A 19949-nucleotide genomic window follows, 5' to 3' on the forward strand; every position below is an offset into this window, starting at 1 on the left:
GCGACGGCACCTGGTCTTTGGAAAGAAGACTTCCAAACGGGGTGCCGGAATTGAACTACGCACACAAACGACGCACACAAGGTGCACGACGGCAGCATGCAGCTGACTGCCTTACGGCAGGTTCAGGCTGTAACGACTAACCGATCCGACGGGAGTCAACCTCGTCGTCGTCGTCTTCCAAATCGTCCGCGTACTTATCCACGTAGGCTGAATAGTCCGGTTCGACCGGTTCATTCGCGAAATGGCTCGTAGCACGACTTCCCGGGCCCGTGAGCTCACGCTGAAGGGCCGAATAGTCAGTGTTCGGGGAGTAGTACTTAATGTCCCGAGCCTGCTTGGTAGCTTTTGCCTTTTGACGGCCGCGCCCCATGGCGTGACCCCCTTTTGTACTTGGACCGGAGGTGGTCACCTTGGCTATCGGTGAGGCCCCGGAATGTTTGGTCAATTTGTCGTATCCCTAGATTACATGCTTTCGGCGGCAACTGCTCGCCACGGGCGCGTCGGCCGGGCCGGTGGAGGGCAACAACCGCCGTAATCAGGGGGTTGCACGGATTTTTTGTTCGATAGAGTCTCATGAACGACTGAAATATCCGGTCTTGGAAAGGGGTGCCGCCCCAAGTGAATGATGACAATCCAGTCCCCGGCGCCGGGCCGCGGGCCATCCCGCCGCCCCCGGCTGCCCCACCCAGAATTGCGCCGCCGCAAACCGCCCCGGAGGATATCTCGCCATATCCCGGAGCCCGGCCGGCCCCGGAGCCAAGGGCCGAACTGAGGCAGAACCTGTTCAAGGCGGCCTTCGTGGTGGCACTGCTCGGAGTGGCCGGCCTGCTCACCTGGACACTGACTTCGCTGCTGGCCACCGCAACGCTGGAGGCCGCGAAACAGCCGGGTGCCTCCAACGGGCAGGCCTCCGCCGCCGCTCCGTCCGCATCGCCGCGCCCCAAGCTCCCACTCAAGGGCGTGAGCCCGCTGGACTTCAGGGTTGGCGACTGTTTCAAGGATTTTGACCCATCAGCAACCGGCGCCACCGTGGTGGCGTGCACCACCGAGCACTCGGCGCAGCTCGTGGCAGCCCACCGCTACCCTGCCGGGGACTCCTACCCCGGCAGGGTAGCGATGAAAGCCAAGGCGCGGGAGGCTTGCCAAGCTGCGGCCCTGACCAGCAAATCCAACGCTTATGTGCTGAGCTACAGGCTTGCCTACCCCAGCAGCGACAGCTGGGGCCAAGGCGACCGCCGCGTCGACTGCTACGTCATCGCGGACGCGGGCAACATCATCAAGGCCAGCCTGCTCCCTTAGTCGCGGGCGGGCGTCCCCTAGGCGCGGGCGGGCGGCGACTAGCCCTTGCGGCGGACCGAAAGGCCGCTTCCGGCGGGAGCGCCGCCACCGGGTCCTGCCATGGCCTCGAGCCCCTCAATGGTGAGTTCGTCGACGTCGGCGGCCGTGTCCACAAGCACAGTGTCGCCGTCCGCGATTCCGCCGGCGAGGATGGCCTTGGCGAGGCGGTCGCCGATCTCGCGCTGGACCAGCCGTCGCAGCGGGCGGGCGCCGTACGCCGGGTCGAAGCCGGACATCGCCAGCCAGGCGCGGGCACTGTCGGTCACTTCGAGCGAGAGCCGCCGCTCGTAAAGCCGGCCGGACAGCTCTGCCACCTGCAGCTCCACGATCCTGGCGAGTTCGTCCACTGTCAGGGGGTCGAACAGCACCACCTCGTCCAGCCGGTTCAGGAACTCCGGCTTGAAGGACGCGTTCACCGTAGCCATCACGGCATTGCGTTTGGCCTCGGCGTCCAGGATGGGGTCCACCAGGAACTGGCTGCCCAGGTTGGACGTCAGCACCAAAATCGCGTTGCGGAAGTCCACGGTGCGGCCCTGGCCGTCGGTGAGGCGGCCGTCGTCGAGCACCTGCAGAAGGATGTCGAAGACCTCCGGGTGCGCCTTTTCAACCTCGTCGAGCAGCACTACGGAATACGGCCGACGGCGGACGGCCTCGGTCAGCTGACCGCCTTCCTCGTAGCCCACGTAGCCGGGGGGCGCCCCCACGAGCCGCGCCACGGAATGCTTCTCGCTGTACTCGGACATGTCGATCCGCACCATGGCGCGTTCGTCGTCGAACAGGAAGTCCGCGAGCGCCTTGGCCAGTTCGGTCTTGCCCACGCCGGTGGGGCCGAGGAACAGGAAGGAGCCGGTGGGGCGGTTCGGATCGCTGATGCCGGCGCGGGCGCGGCGGACGGCGTCGGACACGGCGGCCACGGCCTTGGACTGGCCGATCAGGCGCCTGCCGAGTTCCTCCTCCATGTGGAGCAGCTTCTGGCTTTCACCCTGCAGCATGCGGCCGGCGGGGATGCCGGTCCAGGCCGAGATGACCTCGGCGATGTCGTCAGCAGTGACCTGCTCCGCCACCATCTGACCGGACTTGTCCGTGACGGCGGCCTCGGCTTCTGCGGCGGCGTTCAGTTCGCGCTCCAGCGCCGGAATCTCGCCGTAGAGTACGCGCGAGGCGGTCTCGAGGTCGCCTTCACGCTGGGCCTTGTCCGCGGCGGACCGAAGCTCGTCCAACTTGGCCTTCAGGTCTCCCACGCGGTTCAGGCCTGCCTTCTCCGCCTCCCAGCGGGAGTTCAGGGCGGCGAGTTCCTCTTTCCTGTCCGCCATGTCCGCGCGCAACGCGGCAAGACGCTCCACCGAGGACGCGTCCTTCTCGTTGGCGAGGGCCAGCTCCTCCATGGTGAGCCTGTCCACCTGTCGGCGCAGCTGGTCAATTTCCTCCGGCGCGGAGTCGATCTCCATCCGCAGCCTGGAGGCGGCCTCGTCCACGAGGTCGATGGCCTTGTCCGGCAATTGGCGCCCGGAAATGTACCGGTTGGAAAGCGACGCCGCCGCCACCAGCGCGGAGTCCGCGATGGCCACCTTGTGGTGGGCCTCGTAGCGCTCCTTCAGGCCGCGGAGGATGCCGATTGTGTCATCCACGCTCGGCTCACCCACGTACACCTGCTGGAAGCGGCGCTCCAGAGCGGGGTCCTTTTCGATGTTCTCGCGGTACTCGTCAAGCGTGGTGGCACCGATCAGGCGCAGCTCGCCGCGGGCCAGCATGGGCTTGAGCATGTTGCCGGCGTCCATGGAGCTCTCGCCCGTGGCGCCGGCGCCCACCACGGTGTGGATCTCGTCGATGAACGTAACGATCTGGCCGTCCGAGTTCTTGATTTCCTCCAATACGGCCTTGAGCCGCTCCTCGAACTCGCCGCGGTACTTTGCACCGGCCACCATGGACGCGAGGTCCAGCGCGATGAGGGTCTTGCCGCGCAGGCTTTCCGGCACGTCGCCGGCCACGATCCGTTGGGCCAGGCCCTCGACGACGGCCGTCTTGCCCACGCCGGGTTCGCCGATGATCACGGGGTTGTTCTTGGTGCGCCGGCTCAGCACCTGGATGATGCGCCGTATTTCCGTATCGCGGCCGATCACCGGGTCCAGCTTCCCGGAGCGGGCCATGGCGGTCAGGTCCGTACCGAATTTTTCCAGGGCTTGGAACGTGTTTTCGGGATCAGGGCTGTTGACGGTGCGGTCCCCGCGCACCCCGGGCACCGCGGCGAGCAGCGCTTCGTGGGAGGCGCCGGCGTCGCGCAAAAGCTTTCCGACGCCGTCGCTCCCGGCCGAAAGGCCCAGCAGCAGGTGCTCGGTGGAGACAAACGAGTCCCCGAGCCTGTCCGCCTCGTTCTGCGCGGTCTGGATGGCCTGCAGGGCCGTGCGGGACAGCTGCGCCTGTTGGACGGAGCTTCCCGACGTTGCGGGCAGTTTCTTGATGGCCGTGCTGGCCTGCACGCTGACGGCATCCGCGTCCGTCCCGGTGGCGCGGAGCAGGGCGACGGCGACGCCGTCCCGCTGGTCCATCAGCGCCTTCAGCAAGTGGGCCGGCTCCACCTGGGGATTTCCGGCCGTTGACGCGTTCATGGCTGCCGCAGAGAGAGCCTCCTGGCTCTTGGTGGTGAATTTGGCGTCCAAAGAGAGCTCCTTCCGGGATGCGATGAAGTAAATTGAGTCTAATACGCTCAACTTTGCCAAAAGACGCTGAGAGGTCCAAGTTTGCCCACAGCGAACGGCCCTTTCGGGGCAGATGAACTTCGGGAAAACCATCGCCCTTGAACTGTATCCCTGCCACCGGAATCCCCCTAGGATCGACCCGTGACCAGCGATGATGGTTTCATCAGCACACTCGAGAAGAGGACCTGACATGACGAAGTTTGTTGTTCTTTACAACGCCCCGCAGTCGGCACAAGCGCAAATGGCTGAGAGCACCCCCGAGGCCGCCCAAGAAGGCATGAAGGCCTGGATGGAGTGGGCCCAGCGGGCGGGTGGCGGCATCGTGGACATGGGTAATCCGCTGGGCGCCGGCAAAGAGGTCAGCGCCACCGGAACCTCCGACACCAGCACGAACGTGGGCGGGTACGGCATCCTTCAGGCAGAGGACATGGACGGCGCCCTGGCCCTGCTCGAGGGCCACCCGCACCTGATGATGCCCGGCGCCAACATCCAGGTCTACGAGGCCCTCGACATCCCGGGCATGTAACGGAGGGAGGCGACGCGGGATGACGGGCGAAGCCTCTGCTATGGCCTAAGCTGCGCAGCCGGCGTTACTCTGGGGCCAAGCAGTTGTCGCGCTATCGCCTCGGGCTGATCCGCGTCATCAGGTGCCGTTCTGTGATGTGAGGGATCATGACTGGACCGTCCACTCCGCGGAAGCTGGCAGGACGGGTTCCGGCCGCCGTCTTGGCCTTGGCGTTGCTCCTGACCGGATGCCAGCAAGACCCGCCGCAGCCCCCGCCGTCGAGCCCGCCACCCACAACCGGCTCGCCGGGAACATCGAGCCCGCCAGCGCCTTCCCCGACCGCAACATCGCGGCCGACCGAAACACCAAGCCCCAGCGCAACGCCCACTCAGTCGGAGCCGGCAGAACCCTCTGTCCACTTCACGGCGCAAGGCGACGTGGGCCTCGGCGACGGGGCCCGGCGCGTTCTGGACACCATTGCCGGGCTCCGGCCGCAGCTGAATCTCGGACTGGGGGATTACTCCTACGAGGCCGGGCTCGAGCAGGAGTTCTGCGACATGGTCACGGGTAAACTGGGCTCCGATTTTCCCTACCAGGTCGTCACGGGAAACCACGAAAGTGATGGCCACGACGGCGACATCCAGAACATCGTCAGGTGCCTGCCCAACAAACTGCCGGGCCTCCAGGGGGACTACGGCACGCAGTGGTACGTCGATGTCCCGGAACGGAACCCCCTGGTGCGGTTCGTCATGGTGTCTCCCGGCATTGACTTCCACGACGGAAAAAACCTGGACTATTCAAGGAACAGCGAGCGCTGGCGCTGGACCGCGGCGGCCCTGGACGGAGCAGAGTCGAAGCGGATTCCCTGGACCGTGGTGGGCATGCACGCACCCTGCCTCAGCGTGGGCAAGTACGAGTGCCAGCCGGGCAAGGACTTCATGAACTTGCTGGTGGACAAGAACGTTGACCTGGTGCTGACGGGGCATGAACACACGTACCAGCGGACGCACCAGCTCCGCATCGGTGTTCCGTGTGCCAATGTCGTGCCCGACGCTTTTTCGACAGGCTGCATTGCTGATTCCGATCAAAGCATGGTCCACGGTGCCGGAACGGTTTTCGCAACTGTGGGCACGGGCGGGGTGGGCTTCTACGACGTGCACGGCGACGATTCCGAAGCCCGGTACTTTGCCGCCATGGCGGGCAGAAACCGCGATGCGGCACTGGGCACCCTGGACGTCACCGCCACGGCAGGCCGGCTCTCCGCCAGGTTCGTCCCCGCCGAAGGCTACAGCTTCACAGACGACTTCACCATTGAACGGAAGTAGTTCTTACCACTCCCCCTCAGCCGCGTTTCCAGACGGCCACCCAGTCCACGGATACGTGTCCCGCCGTCTCGGGCTCCGGGCATCCCCGCAGGCAGGACTCAGTCTGAAGGATGTAGTGCATGGGGGTCGTCGGCGTGCTCTCCGTTCCTGCTCCGAGTGAGCGGCCGTCGAGGAAAAACTCGACCTTGCCCGGGCTCCACTCCATCGTGGCGACGTGCCACGTCTCGAACGTTGCCCGGGAGTCGAACAGGTCTTGGTCCTGCGGGTCTTTGCCCATTTTGTGCACGGCACCGTAGAACGTCTTGGAAAGGTCGCCTTCAGGGAAATCGACCTCGCCGTCCCGCGGCCACGCCCCGCTGTCCGGCCACAGGAGCCACGCTGTCTTGAAGCCCGGCAGGGAATCGGCCTTGAAGCGGACCGAATACCTTCCGTAGAGCAGGCTGTTGGCCCGGTGCGGGTTCGAACTGTCATTCGGGATCTTGGGTGTGGGCGCGGCGCCCATGGAGACGCCGTCCTCGGAATGGAGGTACCAGTCCAGGGTCCCGTCCTTCACGCTCAGCACCTTGGACGGGTAGTAGCCCGATTTCGTTCCCGTCTGTCCCGCCGTGTCAGGGGTCCCGTCCTTGTATCCCTCGCTCCACATCTGGCCGTACGCATCGCCCGGGAAACTGCCCACGGGAACGTTGCCCTTGTCGAAGTCCTCGAGGAACACCTGTTTCCAGCCGGGCAGGTCACCCACCGGCAGTTTGCTGATGAGGGGGTCGACAGGGGGCAGCTCCCCGAGCGGTAACCGCCGGGCTTCGTTGGCCACGGATCCGCATCCGGCGAGCATCACCATCGCGGCGAGCGTGGCCAGGCTCCGGAGGCCGTAACGGCGCCGCCGGCCCCGGCGCGGACGGATGCTCCACTGGGCTGAGAAAAACATGCGGCAAGTCTGGCACCACGAACTTCACGCTTCCTAGGATTTAGCGACCCCCAAAACTGGGGGTTGCGCCGATCCCGGCGTTCATCGACCCCCAAAAGTGGGGTGACCCCAAGGAACCCCAAGGTTTTCCCAAGTTGATAAATAAAACATAAACGAGGGGGAGTGCACGCAAGTTGCCTCCGACGCAGCAGCAAACGCTTTGGTCTACTTCCCGGGAGACCGGGAAGGCTGCTGCGGGTTGGCAAAGGCATACAACTCCATTGAGTGGTGAGGCTAGTGACCATCCCTGTTCTTGTTTCCAGTCTGCGCGCAGACTTACCTGCTCCATCGCCCTTGGCTTCGGTCAGCGTGGTTATCCCCACCCTGAATGAGGCCAAGAATCTTCCTTGGGTCCTTCGACGAATGCCCTCCTATGTAGACGAAGTGGTGATCGTCGACGGCCGTTCCCTGGATAGCACAGTAGACGTCGCCCGCGCCCTCCGCCTCGACGTCGTGGTGGTTTCCGAACCGCAGGCCGGCAAGGGCTTCGCGGTGCGGGCCGGCCTGGCCGCAGCCTCCGGCGACATCATCGTCATGCTCGATGCAGACGGGAGCATGGACCCCCAGGAGATCGGCTGGTTCGTTTCCCCGCTTCAGCACGAATTCGACTTCGTCAAGGGTTCCCGCTACGTCACGGGCGGAGGTTCCGAGGACATCACGTTGCTTCGCAGCACCGGCAACCGGGCGTTGACCGGCCTGGCCAACCTCGTGCTCCACAGCGATTTCTCGGATCTCTGCTACGGCTACATCGCGATGCGCCGTGAGTGCCTGCAGATCCTGGAGCTCCAGTCTGAGGGCTTCGAGATTGAGACGGAACTGATTGTCCGCGCCTCCAGGGCCGGGCTGCGGATCGCAGAGGTCCCCAGCAACGAGCTCAACCGCATCTCCGGCAACTCGAACCTCCACACTTTTCGCGACGGCTGGCGCGTCCTCCGGACCCTTGCCCGCGAGTGCGTCGGGTGGGAGGCGCCCACGGCTGGCGCCCGGCCGGAGGCACTCAGGCGCGTGAAGTACAAGTACCCAAGCATTTCCCTTCCTCACATTCCAACCGATCCCCAGACTGTCCTGGGCCTCATGGCGGGCGACTAACATGCATCATACTGAGGGCTTGCCGGCGGTTTCCGTCGTGATCTGCTCCTACACGGAGGATCGCTGGGACCTGCTGATGTCAGCCGTTGAGTCTGTCCGGGGCCAGTCGGTTCCGCCGGAGCAGACGATTGTGGTTGTCGACTACAACATGGACCTCTACAAGAGGCTCATTTTCACGGTGTCGGACGTCGTGATCCTGGAAAACACCGGCCCAAAGGGCCTGTCCGGGGCACGCAACACGGGCGCCGCCGCCGCCACCGCCGGCATCGTTGCCTTCCTGGACGACGACGCCCAGGCGGCACCGGACTGGCTGGAACGCCTGACGGCGCTCTACGACGACCACGATGTCCTGGCGGTGGGCGGACGAGCCGTTCCCGTGTGGGAAAAGGGGCGTCCGGGCTATTTCGCGGAGGAGCTCGACTGGATCGTCGGCTGCACCCACCGGGGGATGCCAAGGGTGGCCGCGGAAGTGCGCAACGTGATCGGCGCGAACATGTCATTCCGCTCCGAGGTACTGGACGTCGTGGGTGGCTTCAACACCTCCCTGGGCCGACAAAATTCCTTGCCGCTCGGCTGCGAGGAAACGGAGATCTGCATCAGGGCGGTCATCGGCACGCCGGGCGCCCGTGTGGTGTACGAACCCGCTGCCCTCGTGCATCACTTCGTTCCCGCCCAGCGCGGCACCTTGAACTACATGCTGCGGCGCGCCTGGTCCGAGGGCATTTCCAAGGCACAGGTCAGCAAGATTGTCGGGCACAAGCGGGCACTCGGACCGGAACGGCGCTACGTCCGGCAGATTCTGCCCCGTGCGGTGTTCGTCGGCATCAGGGATCGGGTCCAGGGCAAGGATCCGGCGGGCCTGGGCCGCGCCATGACCATCATCGCCGTACTGGCCGTCACCACCTGCGGGTACGTCCGCGGGCGGCGCCTGCCAGCAGCCCCCATAGACGCGGAATCGAAGCAAAACGGAGCACGACCCAGCTGGAGGGAAGTCAATTGATTTGCATTAATCCAAAACACAGCCACGCCTTAACCGCCACGCCAGCCGGAAGCGCAGATCATGAGCCAGTCTGAGCGCAGCGTAACGAAGGAATCGGGTGCGCCCGCAGGCGCCAGCTTTGATGTCCACGGTCTCGTGGGTATCGACGTGGCCCCCGGCACTCCCGGCGAATCGCAATTGCGGGACATGCTTGGCCCGTTTCTCGGCGGATCCCACGCGCCACTCCGCCTGCATGTCAGCGGAGAGATGACGGCGGTGACAGACCAGTCGCACGCCGAGGATGCCTACCGCTTCACGGCAGACTCGCTCTACCTTCCCGCGGACCGAGTACAGATCATCGAAACCCGTGACGGCTATGCCGTTCAGGGCAACGGCGAGCTGCTGACGGCTGTCATCCCGCTGCTCGACGCCCTCTGCATCAGGGAGAACGCCGCGATGATTCATGCGGCCGTGGTGGACTACCGCGGTTCCGGAGTTCTGCTTCCTGCGTGGGGCGGTGTGGGCAAGACCAGCACGGTGGCCAAGCTGGTGGCCAAACCCGGGGTGCGCTTCATGGCCGATGACTGGGCCTTCCTGGGTTCCGACGGCATGCTCATGGGGTACGCGAAACCGATGTTCCTCAAGCCCCACCACAAGACCATCTACCCGGACATGTTCAGTGGTGCCCGCAAGCCGCTGGCGCCGGGCTGGCTCACCAATTCAGTGGCCCGGCTTGCCACCGCGGTGCACCCGGTGATCGTGAGATATCCAAAGACGGCGGCCTTCACCCGCCGCTGGTCCCCTGAACACAGGATGGTGCATCCCGAGGAGGTTTTCGGCCCGGGCCGCATCTCATCGGGGGCGCTTACCAGGCTGGCGATCTTCCTTGAACGCTTCGACGGTTCCGATGCGCGGTTGGAAACACGCAGCACCGAATGGATGACGTCGCGCATCGTGGGGAACTTCCATTCTGAGCTGCCCATGGTTTCGCGGCGGCTCGTGGAGGCTTTGGGCGCTACCGGCCTCGTTCCTCTGGAGGAGTACTTCGCCCACAAGGCAGCAGTGGTGCGGCAAGCCCTCGACGGCGTCCCGTGTTCCCTGCTACGGATCCCCGCCTCGTGGTCCGCGGACCGGACCTCCGATTACGTTGCGAACCTGATCAGCTCAAAGCTGGAGGAGTGAGATGAGGCGCCACGTCAGCGATCTTGAAGTATCGGTGGTGGTTCCCGCGCGCAACGCCGCCCAGTGGCTGGCGGAATGCCTGGAATCCATCCGCAGCGAAAAGCCGCGCGAGATCATCGTGGTGGATGGCTGTTCTACGGATGACACGGCCGAGATCGCACGATCGTTCGGAGCGAGAGTCATTTCCGACGAGGGCCGCGGGCTGCCCGCGGCCCGGATGCTCGGCGTCGAGAACGCCTGCTGCGATGCCGTGGCGCTCATCGACGCCGACGTGGTTCTTCCGCCCGGTTCCCTGGGCGGCCTGCTGGACGAGTTCAAGGCCGGCGGCTACGACGGGCTCCAGTTCGGCCTCGCCAGCGAATCCGACGGTCCCGGATATTGGGGGGCGGCCCTGGCCTGGCACCACAACCACAGCCGGGTCCGGTCGTGGTTCGGAGTCTGCGCCACCCTGATGCGCCGGAAAGTACTGATGTCGGTTGCCTTCGACGACACCTTCCGCTCGGGCGAGGACATCGAGCTGAGGATACGGCTGGAGGAAGCCGGCTACCGGCTGGGCGTCTCCAGCACCACGGTAGTGCGGCACCGCTTCATCGACACGTTCGACTGCGCCCGTGACCAGTGGCTCCAGGACGGCGCCGGCCTGGCACGGACCATCCGCAAGCACCCGGCCCGCGCCGGCTGGCTTGTGGCCCTGCCGCTGCTGGCAACGGTCCGCGGGGTTGGCCTGTCGCTCCTGCACGCGCCGCGCTTCCTGCCGTATTGGGCCGGTTTCCTCCTGTACAACTACCGCTCGATGTTCGGCGAAATCCTCCGCCCGCCAGGCGCCGGCCTCTCCGTCGGCGGAAATGCCGCGTGGCTGACCGCAGCGCGGGTGGCACCGATGGTCACGGGGTTCCTGTTCTGGGCGCTCGCGGCGCTTGCGATGCCGCCGGCGGAAATCGGGATGGGCTCCGCCGTGGTTGCCGCGGCCCTGCTGACCGTGCAGCTCGGGATGCTCGGCGTCGGGCCGGCCACGCTCACCCTTCTTCCGGCACAGTCCGACGGCGGACGCCGCCTGATCGCGAGCAGCCTGCTGACAGTGGGGGTCGCGTCGGTGGTTGTTGCCGGCGCAGTGGCCGCAGTGACGCACGCGCTCGGCGCGGGCGTTGGTGAAGCCTGGAACGACCCCGCAGTCACCATCATTTTCATGGCAACCGCGCTTTTCGCGGCCTCCGCCTATCAGCTGGACCACGTGGGAGTGGCGCAGGAGCGCGCCGACCGCACCCTGGTCCGGAGTCTGGCCCAGAGCCTGGTCCAGCTGGCGTTCCTTGGAATTTCCCTGGCGGCAGGCGCCCGCGAGCTGACGGTTGTGGTGGGAGCGGTGGCGGCCGGTGCCCTGGCCAGCGTGCTCGTAGGACTGCGCCAGCTCCGCCAGGCCAGCACCTCCCCGGACTGGAAAGGCGGGTTCCGGTTTGGCCCCGCCGTGAAGCTGCTGAAGCCGGGGCTTCCGAACCACGCACTGATGCTCGCGGACCGCGCACCCGGTTACCTGCTGCCGCTGATCGTCGCTGCCACGCTCGGAACCTCGGCGACAGCGTCCTGGTACATCGTGTGGATGATGGCGTCGGCGGTCTTCTTTGTGCCGCAGTCCGCCGGGTTCTCGCTTCAGACCGCCCTGGCGGGCGACCGGTCGAAACCTGGCCTCGTGTCCTCGGCTCTCAGAAGCAGCCTCGCCCTCACACTGGCAGCCGGAGCCATCCTGCTCCTGGCCGGCCCCTACCTCCTCGGTTTTCTGGGCGCGCAGTACGCGGCCGCCTGGACACTGCTGCCAGTCCTGGTGCCAGCCCTGCTTCTGAGCTGCATCACTCAGGTCTACTTCGGCCTGTGCCGCGCGCAGGGCCGTCTCGTCGAAGCCACGGCAGTAGCCGTTCTGGCCGCCGTGCTGGTGGTGGCACCCGCCGCCGTTGTGGCCCAGCAATATGGCCTCACCGGCGTATCCGCGCTCTGGTCCGCGGCCCAGGCGGCCGCAGCGCTGATCGCCCTCTGGCGCCTGAGGAATCTCACCTCGGCCACGCCCGCCGCTGAACCGGCCCAGGTTCCGTCAGCGGCACTCAACCAGCCGACTGGAATCGAGCAACCATGACACCCGAACCCACGCCGACCGCCCCTCCGGCACCCGCGCCCCACCGGCACGCCGAAACGAAGCATGGCGGCACCAAACATGGCGACGCAAAACACAGCGAAATCAAGCATGCCGAAACCAAGCACAGCAGTGCCAAGCACGGCGGCACGGTTCCACCCGCCGTCGTCCATCATGAGCCGTCACCGCCCTGGAAGTTGGCAGCGCTGGCAGCCTTGGCCGCGACTGCCCTTGCCCTCGGCATCTGGAGCCTGCTGAACGTCGATCCGGAGCGGATTGGCGGGACCGGGCTCATTGAGGCGTTGCCGCCGGCCTTCTTCGTGGCCCTGGCCCTCAGCCTGACGGGCTTTGTGGCCACCCTGAATCTGCGGCGGCACACGCCGGCGCTTCTGGCCGGGCAGGTCCTGGTCATGGTGGTCATCCTGCATTCCGCCGACCCCATCATCCATGGCCTGCCGCGGCTCGAGGCCAGCTACCGCCACCTGGGCATTGCAGACCACATCGCAAAGTCCGGGCAGCTGGATCCGAACCTCGACGCCTACTTCAACTGGCCGGGCTTCTTCGACTTCCTAGGGCTGGTCTCCGGAGCAACCGGTGTCAAGGACCTGATCGGCGTCGCCACCTGGGCCCCCCTGGGAATCAACCTGCTGCTGCTGGCGCCCCTGCTGGCCCTGGCAACAAGGATCACCTCCCAGCCCCGGCAGGCCTGGGCCGGCGTCTGGATCTTTTTCCTCACCAGCTGGGTGGGGCAGGACTACCTGTCCCCGCAGGCCTACGCCTTCCTGCTGCTCGTCACGCTGCTTGCCTGTGTGCTGAGTGCGTTCAGCGGCTGGGCGTGGCCCACCGGCACCAACAGGTTCACCGCATCGCTGGCGCGCGGCGTATCGAAGCTTGACCCGACCGTTCCGCACCAGGGCATGGCGAGTCCTCCCCCGGCCGACGCAGCCGTGCTGGTAGTGGTGTGCGCGGGCTTCCTCGTCGCCATGACCGCTTCGCACCAGCTCACGCCGTTCGCGGTCATCCCGATCCTGGCGGTCTTCCTCCTGAGCGGCCGGCTCCGACTGCCTTTCCTTCCCCTCCTCGCGGTCGCACTGCCGCTGGCCTGGCTGGTGTTCGTGGCCTCGGCTTACTTCGAAGGCCACCTGAGCCAGCTCTTCGGATCGTTCGGTGACGTCCAGGCCAACACGCTCGGTGCCGTCACCCAGCGCGTCTCCGGCAGCGATTCCCATGTGCTGGTGGTCTACATTCGCCTTGCCGAGGTGGCATTTGTGTGGATTCTGGCCGCACTGGGCGCCTTCATGGCCCACCGGCGGCGGACAGCCTGGCTCACGGCGGCGCTCGGGGCTGTGGCGCCGCTGGCGCTGATTCCCGGCCAGCCCTACGGCGGCGAACTGCTTCTCCGCCTGTACATGTTCAGCCTGCCGTTCGCGGCCTGCCTGGCGGTCCTCACCCTCATCCCGGACCGGAACGGCACCCCGGGCTGGCGCAGGGCGCTCGCCCTGCTGCTCCTCGGCTCGGTCCTTGCCACGGCCACAGTGGTTACCCGCTATGGCAATGACAGCATGGAAAAATTCACCCAGGACGAAGTTTCCCTCGTCAACCGCCTCTACGCCACGGCACCGAACGGCTCAATCCTGATCGAGGCCATACGAAATACTCCGTGGCAGTTCCAAAAATACGCCGAGTATGACTACCGGGCACTCCTCGCGGCCCAGCCAAGGACCAATCCGGATCCTCTGACCTGCGATGCGAGCAACAGAATCGCCCAACGGTCGGGCGCCTACCTGATCGTCACAACCAGCCAAAAACGCGCCGCGGATCTTCTCGGCACCACTCCCCCCGGCGATCTCGACCACTTCATTGCGACGTGCGGCACCAGCCCCGGCTGGTCGAAAGTCTTCGAAAACGCCGGCGGCGTGGTCTTCCACATCAAAGGAGCAGGCAATGGCATTTGATCAAAAATACGCAAGCTACGCTGTGGCCGCCGTGGCCGTGGCCGCGATACCCCTCTCATTCGTCGGCCCCGAAGGACTCCGGCTGGTGGTGATCGGCCTGTTCCTGCTCGCGGGACCGGGAACAGCCCTGGTCATGCTTCTGCGGTTCGGATCCCCGGACCAGGTGGAGAAGCACAGTACTCTCCCGCTGGCCATAGCAATCGCGGTCGCGTCCAGCCTGGCGCTTTCCACCATTGTGGCCACCGCCATGGTCTTTGCGCGGATGTGGTCCCCGCCTGTGGCCGTGCTCCTGCTGTCACTCATCACCCTTGGCCTCCTGGCGCTCGGCGCCAAGCGGTCCCGTGAAGCCCTGGTAGGTGCATAATGCTCATCTTCCTGACGGGATTTGCCACCGTCGTGACCCTGGTCACGTGCGACGTCCTCCGCATCAGGCGGCCGGACACACCGCTTCCGAAAGCCGCAATCTACACTGCTGCAGCTCTCCTTTCCCTGATCTGCGTTTCGCTCGTGGCACGGCTTATCCAGCTGTTTTAAAGCATTTCGCACCCGGCGCGGCCTAACTAGCTGCAGGGCCGGGACCGCCGTAGGGGACCGGTAATCCAAGACCCGAACAAGATAGTGAGGACACAGAAATGAGCAAGCTTAAGAAACTCGGCACCATTGGCAGCCTCGGGGTGATCATTACCGGCGGGTTGGTCTTCGGTTCCGCGCAGGCGGCCAGCGCGGTCACCTGCCGCACGCCACAGACCACTCCAACCAGCAGCACGATCACCGGAACGACGGTCGCAGCCACCAGCTTCGAAGGATCCCTCTCGCCGTTCCTTCCGAGCACGGCGGGGACGGGCACAGCCGCCGTCAGCAGCACCACGGACCATGTCGGCCTGTGTTCGGCCAAACTGCACGTGACGGCAGATTCCGGGTCCGTCGCATTGATGTCTTTGCCTCTGGCAGCCGGGACCAAGACAGCCGGCGTGGACGGCTGGTTCAATGTGACCACCGCCGGGCTCGCCGGAAACGACGTCCCCTACATCCGGTTCTTCTCGGGCGGCACGCGGATTGCGGATATCTACCGCTACAACAGCAACGGGCAGCTCTGGCTCCGCGTGACGGGCCCCAGCGGGACGTTTACTTACACGAAACTGAAGTCCTCCACCATTCCGCTGAACACCTGGCACCGGGCCACGATGCAGGTCAGGGCCAACGGCAGCACCTCCACGATCAAGGTGTGGTTCGACGGTCTCCAGGAATTCTCCAGCACCGCACAGAACCTGGGCGCCTCGAGTGTGAGCGCCGTGCAGCTCGGAGCCGAACACTCCCGCCAGATGGGAGATGAATACATCGACGACGTCGTGGTCAAGCGGTCCAGCTCATAGCGCCGGCCCGACCGACCCGGACGTGCAGTACGAAGCGTCCTTCCGCGCACATTCGTCCTTCCGCGCACATTCCAGAACGGCAGGCGGCTACCGGCCGCCTGCCGGGATCACCGGGGCCCTTGGGCGCGGGATCCCGATGGCCCCGGGGACTAGACTTCCTCCATGGCCGTTTACCTGGATCCGCCTCTCTGGCCTGCGCACGGAACACACTTCTCGCACCTGATCTCGGACTCCTCGCTGGCGGAACTGCACGCCTTCGCCGCAGCGGCGGAGATCCCTGAACGGGCCTTCGACGGCGACCATTACGACGTGCCCGAGCGGCGCTTCGACGACCTGGTGGTGGCAGGCGCCATTCCCGTGGAGGCACGGGTCCTGGTCCGGAAACTCATTGCGAGCGGACTCAGGATCCCCGCCCGCGAGCGCAACAAATCCCTGAAAGTTCCGCTGCTGAACCGCTGGAACGCGGTGATGCCGGGCCACGACGCCCTCTTCCTGGACCTTCTGGACCGCTGGAGCGAAAGCCACCGCCGCTACCACGGCTGTACCCATCTGCTTGCGGTTCTTGAGGCCCTGGACCTGCTCACCGGACCCGCAGAACCGCCTCGCACAGTGCTCCTCGCAGCTTGGTTCCACGACGCCGTCTACCAAGGCATCGCCGGCCAGGACGAGGAGGAGTCGGCCCGGCTCGCCGAAGTCAGGCTTGCCGAAGCAGGCCTGCCCGCGGATGACGTCGCCGAGGTGGCGCGGCTGGTCCGCCTCACCTCCGACCACCGGCCGGCATCCGGGGACGACGGCGGCGCCCTCCTCTGCGATGCGGACCTGTCCGTTCTCGGCGGCGAACCCGAGTCCTACGCCCGCTATGTAGCCGCCGTCCGGGAAGACTACGCGCACATTGGCGACGCTGACTTCGCGGCCGGCAGGACCGCCGTCGTCCGCCAGCTGCTCGCGCTAGATCCGCTGTTCCACACCGACCGCGCCCGCACGCTGTGGCTGGACGCCGCCCGGCGGAACCTCCGGGGCGAGCTCGACACGGCAGGCCGCTGAGCGCAGGCTGCGTGGCGGACTGTGGGCGGTTAGCCGGCAGTCCTGACGTGGCTTGCCAGGCGGTCGAACGCCTCGCCCCAGCCGGCGCCGTGCCCGTCCCGGCTTTCCACTGATTCGAAGGGGCCCTGCGTGAAGGTCATCCGGGTGCCGCCGGGCTCTTCCTCGAGTTCGACGGCCACTTCCGTTTCGTAGCCCCGGGTGCCGTCCTCGTTGTCCCAGGCATAGGTGAATTCGAAGGCGGCAGGCGGGTCGATCCGTGTGTGGATGCCGCTCCACCACAACTTCTCGCCGGTCTCGTCCTTGATCATGCAGGCCCGGTAGCGGCCGCCTACTTCGAAGTCCGTCTCGATGGTCTCCCGCGGCGTGTGGAATCCGTGCGGCCCCCACCAAGAGGGTGCCTGGTCAGGATCGGTCAGGGCGGACCATACCCGCCTGGCCGGGGCCTCGAAGTGGCGGGTGATCACCAGCATCGGTTCCTCGGTGGGCGTGCTTTTCGTTGTGGTGGCTTGGGCTTCAGACATATGGCTCTTCCTCACTTTCCGTGGGGCTGCATGGACTGTTGAATCAGCGGTAGCTGCTGACGAAGGGCGTGTTGGTGGGCACGATCTGCTTGCCCAGCGGCATGAGGGAGACCGGGATGAGCTTGAGGTTGGCGATGGCCAGCGGGATTCCGATGATGGTGACGGCCATGGCGAACGCCGTCACCACATGCCCGATGGCGATCCAGATGCCCGCTACGAGCAGCCAGATTACGTTTCCCAGCAGGGCGAACACACCGTTTCCTCCCGGCTTGTCCACCACCATGCGGCCGAACGGCCAGAGAGTGTACGAGGCGATCCGGAACGACGCGATGCCCCACGGGATGGTGACGATCAGGAGGCAGCAGACCACGCCGGCAAGGAAGTAGCCAATCGACAGCCAGAGGCCGCCGAACACCAGCCAGATGATGTTGAGAAGTGTCTTCATCAGTCCATTCTGCCCCTCGAAGAGCTGTTGGAGCCTCGGGGTCCGCCCTGATTTAACCCTGAACTGACCGATCTTGAACGCAGCCTGGAGCCCACGCAGTTGTCAGGCTTTCGCGGCAGTCACGAACGCGCGGATTTTCGCCAGGTCCTTGACGCCCCGGGACTTCTCGACGCCGGAGGAGACGTCCACGCCCCACGCCCCCGCCGCTTGGGCGGCTTCTGCGACGTTTGCAGGGTTCAGCCCGCCGGCGAGGAGCCAGCTCCGGCCTTCGAGGCCCTTGGTGCGCATGGAGCCGTAGTCCCAGCTTTCGCCCGATCCGGGGACGGCGGCATCGACCAGGAGCAGCTCCTCGCCCCAGCTCCCGAACGCGTCCGGGGCGTCATCCATGGTGACTGCCCGGATGACCTTCATCCCGGCGTCATGCGCTGTCTTTACGTCCTCGGGAGTGCGGCGGCCGTGAAGCTGGATCCATTCCAGGCCGGCCGCGCGCGCTATGGCCACGGCGTCGCCGGCCGGTTCGTGTCGGAAAACGCCGATGGCGGCGACGCCTTCGGGAACGCTGCGGAGCAGCTGCGTGACCTGCGCCGGGGAGACAACCCTGGGGCTGGCGGTCAGTACGAAGCCCACCGCATCCGCTCCGGCCTCCACTGCCTCCCGGATCGATTCAGGCGTACTCAACCCGCACACTTTGACGAACATTCACCGGCTCCTTTGGTTGATGTGTCCCCCAGTTGCGTGGTTTCACAGCGCTGACTTTACGCGGGCCACGACCCGCGGGCAACGAAAGACCCGGCAACGGCCAGCCGGTTGGCTGCCGCGCCGGACGCCGCCCCGGCTAGGCTGGGCGGATGGAGATCATTCGCTTCGCAGACCTCAGACCGCAACCGTGGCGCAACGGCGGCGGGGTGACCCGGGAGCTGGCCAGCCATCCCCTGGCCGCCTCTGCACAGGACGGCGCCTGGGACTGGCGAGTCAGCATCGCCGACGTCGCCGAAGCCGGCGATTTCTCGTCCTTCCCCGGCATGGAGCGCGTCCTGACGGTCATCGACGGTGAGCTCCTGCTGCTGACCGTCGACGGCGGCGAACATCCGCTCGAGAAATACCGGCCCTTCCGCTTCTCCGGCGAAGCGGCGGCCTCCGGCGCGTTGCCCACGGGTGACATCCGCGACCTTAACGTCATCGCCCGGACTGGCGCTTTCAAGGGATACACGTCAATTGTGGAGCTCTCCAAGAAGCGGGCACATCCAGTATTTGAGGGGCAGCTTGGCATCCTGCTCCAAGGCCAGGCGACGGTCAGTCCCGGCACGGAACCGGACGATGCTGGCCCGGAAGCCGGTTCGGGTGACGCGGAACCGCTCGGCCGCTACGACGCCGTGGTCGGTTCAGACGCGCGGACGCCTGAAATCCTGGGACGCGGGTTCCTGGCCGTGGTGTCCATCGATGCCGTGTCCCCCGACGCCGCGTCCACTGACGCCGGATCCCGCGGCTCAGCGTCCACCGGCCCGGTCGTAGGCTAGCCACCCGCCCCGCTTGGTCAATCAACCCCGCTGGTCAATCAACCCCGCTGGTCAATCAACCCAGCTAGCCAATCAACCCAGCTGGCCACCCGCCGTCGTGCGTTGCTAGGCTGAAACACAAGGTCCCGTTCGGCGGACCTCCGGACGACGGTTCAGTACCCGGCACGCGACAAGACTGGCCAAAGGATCTGTCATGTCGTGGTTCATCCTCATTTTCTCCGGTGCCCTTGAGGCGGTGTGGGCGGCGGCGCTGCACCGCACCTTCCAGTCTTCGGGCCGGCGCCGGATCGCCCCCGCAGCCCTTTTCCTCGCCTCGGTCCTGGCCAGCACGGGCGGCCTCGCCATCGCGATGCAGTCCATTCCCACCGGCACCGCCTACGCGGTGTGGGTCGGCGTGGGCGTCGTGCTGACGTCCGCTTACGCGATTGTCACCAGGGTTGAACGGCCGACGGCGGCCCGGCTGCTGCTGCTCGGCGGGATCGCCGCCTGCGTGGTTGGCCTGAAGGTGGTGGCGTGATGACCTCGAAACCTGGCACTGCCTGGCTCATCCTGCTGGCCTCCGCCGTCCTTGAGGCGGTCTGGGCGACGGCGCTGGGGCTGTCCGAAGGTTTTACCCGGCCGGTGCCTTCGCTCGTGTTTGCCGCGGCGGCGACGCTCAGCATGCTGGGTCTCGGCCTGGCGGTGAAACGCATCCCGCTCGGCACGGCCTACGCCGTCTGGGTGGGGATCGGCGCGGCGCTGACGGTCGGCTGGGCCATGGCCACCGGCGTCGAGCCTGTCAGCGTGCTCAAGATGCTGTTCATCGCCGGGATCGTCGGTTGTGCCGCGGGACTGAAGCTGCTGCCTCCGGCGCCGTCAAGCACCGGCGCTGAACCTCCCCACCTTTGAGCGGCCCTC

General features: G+C 66.0%; 21 protein-coding genes and 1 riboswitch. Of the genes, 15 read left to right on the forward strand and 6 right to left on the reverse strand.

What is annotated here, in order from left to right:
• Positions 1–136: 136 nt before the first annotated feature.
• On the reverse strand, positions 137–370 hold the full coding sequence (locus tag AC1DDG_RS11670; RefSeq protein WP_230120272.1) for a DUF3073 domain-containing protein: 234 nt from the start codon (positions 368–370) through the stop codon (positions 137–139).
• Between the two features lie 428 nt (positions 371–798).
• Between AC1DDG_RS11670 and AC1DDG_RS11675 the strand changes: the two genes are divergently transcribed.
• Entirely contained in the window at positions 799–1299 is a 501-nt protein-coding gene (locus AC1DDG_RS11675; protein WP_476876186.1) for a septum formation family protein, read from the forward strand.
• 38 nt (positions 1300–1337) lie between these two features.
• On the opposite strand, the gene clpB is transcribed toward AC1DDG_RS11675, so the two are convergent.
• Positions 1338–3995 carry an ATP-dependent chaperone ClpB gene (gene clpB, locus AC1DDG_RS11680; RefSeq protein ID WP_230119783.1) on the reverse strand — a complete coding sequence of 886 codons (2658 nt, stop codon included), beginning with the start codon at positions 3993–3995 and terminating at the stop codon, positions 1338–1340.
• A 229-nt stretch (positions 3996–4224) separates the two neighbouring features.
• Between clpB and AC1DDG_RS11685 the strand changes: the two genes are divergently transcribed.
• Both AC1DDG_RS11685 and AC1DDG_RS11690 read left to right on the forward strand, forming a co-directional pair.
• Entirely contained in the window at positions 4225–4560 is a 336-nt protein-coding gene (locus tag AC1DDG_RS11685; protein WP_230119784.1) for a YciI family protein, read from the forward strand.
• A gap of 416 nt (positions 4561–4976) precedes the next feature.
• Entirely contained in the window at positions 4977–5864 is an 888-nt protein-coding gene (locus AC1DDG_RS11690; protein WP_230119785.1) for a metallophosphoesterase, read from the forward strand.
• Positions 5865–5880: 16 nt separating this feature from the next.
• On the opposite strand, the gene AC1DDG_RS11695 is transcribed toward AC1DDG_RS11690, so the two are convergent.
• Complete coding sequence (locus AC1DDG_RS11695) at positions 5881–6789, reverse strand: glycoside hydrolase family 16 protein (RefSeq protein WP_230119786.1); 909 nt, start codon at positions 6787–6789, stop codon at positions 5881–5883.
• A gap of 348 nt (positions 6790–7137) precedes the next feature.
• On the opposite strand from AC1DDG_RS11695, the gene AC1DDG_RS11700 reads away from it, so the two are divergent.
• The 9 genes from AC1DDG_RS11700 (at position 7138) to AC1DDG_RS11740 (ending at position 16569) form a co-directional block, all read left to right on the forward strand.
• A complete protein-coding gene (locus AC1DDG_RS11700; protein ID WP_290369783.1) occupies positions 7138–7917 on the forward strand; it encodes a glycosyltransferase family 2 protein in 780 nt (259 codons plus the stop codon).
• A gap of 19 nt (positions 7918–7936) precedes the next feature.
• Positions 7937–8917: a glycosyltransferase family 2 protein gene (locus AC1DDG_RS11705; RefSeq protein ID WP_230119788.1), complete on the forward strand. Its 981-nt coding sequence runs from the start codon at positions 7937–7939 to the stop codon at positions 8915–8917.
• A gap of 60 nt (positions 8918–8977) precedes the next feature.
• Complete coding sequence (locus AC1DDG_RS11710; protein ID WP_230119789.1) at positions 8978–10078, forward strand: hypothetical protein; 1101 nt, start codon at positions 8978–8980, stop codon at positions 10076–10078.
• 1 nt (position 10079) lies between these two features.
• Complete coding sequence (locus AC1DDG_RS11715; RefSeq protein ID WP_230119790.1) at positions 10080–12200, forward strand: glycosyltransferase; 2121 nt, start codon at positions 10080–10082, stop codon at positions 12198–12200.
• On the forward strand, positions 12197–14152 hold the full coding sequence (locus tag AC1DDG_RS11720; RefSeq protein WP_230119791.1) for a hypothetical protein: 1956 nt from the start codon (positions 12197–12199) through the stop codon (positions 14150–14152). The genes AC1DDG_RS11715 and AC1DDG_RS11720 overlap by 4 nt, the downstream gene beginning before the upstream one ends.
• The gene (locus AC1DDG_RS11725; RefSeq protein ID WP_230119792.1) at positions 14142–14516 is read left to right on the forward strand and encodes a hypothetical protein; all 375 of its coding nucleotides are present in this window, start codon (positions 14142–14144) and stop codon (positions 14514–14516) included. The genes AC1DDG_RS11720 and AC1DDG_RS11725 overlap by 11 nt, the downstream gene beginning before the upstream one ends.
• Positions 14516–14686, forward strand: a complete 171-nt coding sequence (locus AC1DDG_RS11730) for a hypothetical protein (RefSeq protein ID WP_230119793.1) — start codon at positions 14516–14518, stop codon at positions 14684–14686. The genes AC1DDG_RS11725 and AC1DDG_RS11730 overlap by 1 nt, the downstream gene beginning before the upstream one ends.
• Before the next feature lie 98 nt (positions 14687–14784).
• On the forward strand, positions 14785–15525 hold the full coding sequence (locus AC1DDG_RS11735) for a polysaccharide lyase (RefSeq protein WP_230119794.1): 741 nt from the start codon (positions 14785–14787) through the stop codon (positions 15523–15525).
• Between the two features lie 162 nt (positions 15526–15687).
• On the forward strand, positions 15688–16569 hold the full coding sequence (locus AC1DDG_RS11740; RefSeq protein ID WP_476876187.1) for a DUF4031 domain-containing protein: 882 nt from the start codon (positions 15688–15690) through the stop codon (positions 16567–16569).
• A gap of 29 nt (positions 16570–16598) precedes the next feature.
• On the opposite strand, the gene AC1DDG_RS11745 is transcribed toward AC1DDG_RS11740, so the two are convergent.
• The 3 genes from AC1DDG_RS11745 to AC1DDG_RS11755 form a co-directional block, all read right to left on the reverse strand.
• The gene (locus AC1DDG_RS11745; RefSeq protein ID WP_476876188.1) at positions 16599–17090 is read right to left on the reverse strand and encodes an SRPBCC family protein; all 492 of its coding nucleotides are present in this window, start codon (positions 17088–17090) and stop codon (positions 16599–16601) included.
• 43 nt (positions 17091–17133) lie between these two features.
• A complete protein-coding gene (locus AC1DDG_RS11750) occupies positions 17134–17535 on the reverse strand; it encodes a YccF domain-containing protein (RefSeq protein WP_230119797.1) in 402 nt (133 codons plus the stop codon).
• Between the two features lie 102 nt (positions 17536–17637).
• Positions 17638–18234, reverse strand: a complete 597-nt coding sequence (locus tag AC1DDG_RS11755) for a phosphoribosylanthranilate isomerase (RefSeq protein WP_476876189.1) — start codon at positions 18232–18234, stop codon at positions 17638–17640.
• A 149-nt stretch (positions 18235–18383) separates the two neighbouring features.
• Here AC1DDG_RS11755 and AC1DDG_RS11760 point away from each other — a divergent pair, with 149 nt between their 5' ends.
• From AC1DDG_RS11760 to AC1DDG_RS11770, 3 genes are all read left to right on the forward strand, one after another.
• The gene (locus tag AC1DDG_RS11760) at positions 18384–19052 is read left to right on the forward strand and encodes a HutD/Ves family protein (protein WP_476876190.1); all 669 of its coding nucleotides are present in this window, start codon (positions 18384–18386) and stop codon (positions 19050–19052) included.
• Between the two features lie 117 nt (positions 19053–19169).
• A riboswitch (guanidine-III (ykkC-III) riboswitch) is annotated at positions 19170–19236 on the forward strand.
• A gap of 9 nt (positions 19237–19245) precedes the next feature.
• A complete protein-coding gene (locus AC1DDG_RS11765) occupies positions 19246–19569 on the forward strand; it encodes a DMT family transporter (RefSeq protein WP_230119801.1) in 324 nt (107 codons plus the stop codon).
• Positions 19569–19940 (forward strand): DMT family transporter, encoded by a 372-nt coding sequence (locus AC1DDG_RS11770; RefSeq protein WP_476876191.1) that lies wholly within the window; start codon positions 19569–19571, stop codon positions 19938–19940. Before AC1DDG_RS11765 ends, AC1DDG_RS11770 begins: the two co-directional genes overlap by 1 nt.
• Positions 19941–19949: the final 9 nt, after the last annotated feature.

It is taken from the genome of Arthrobacter sp. 10L430 (assembly GCF_056395245.1).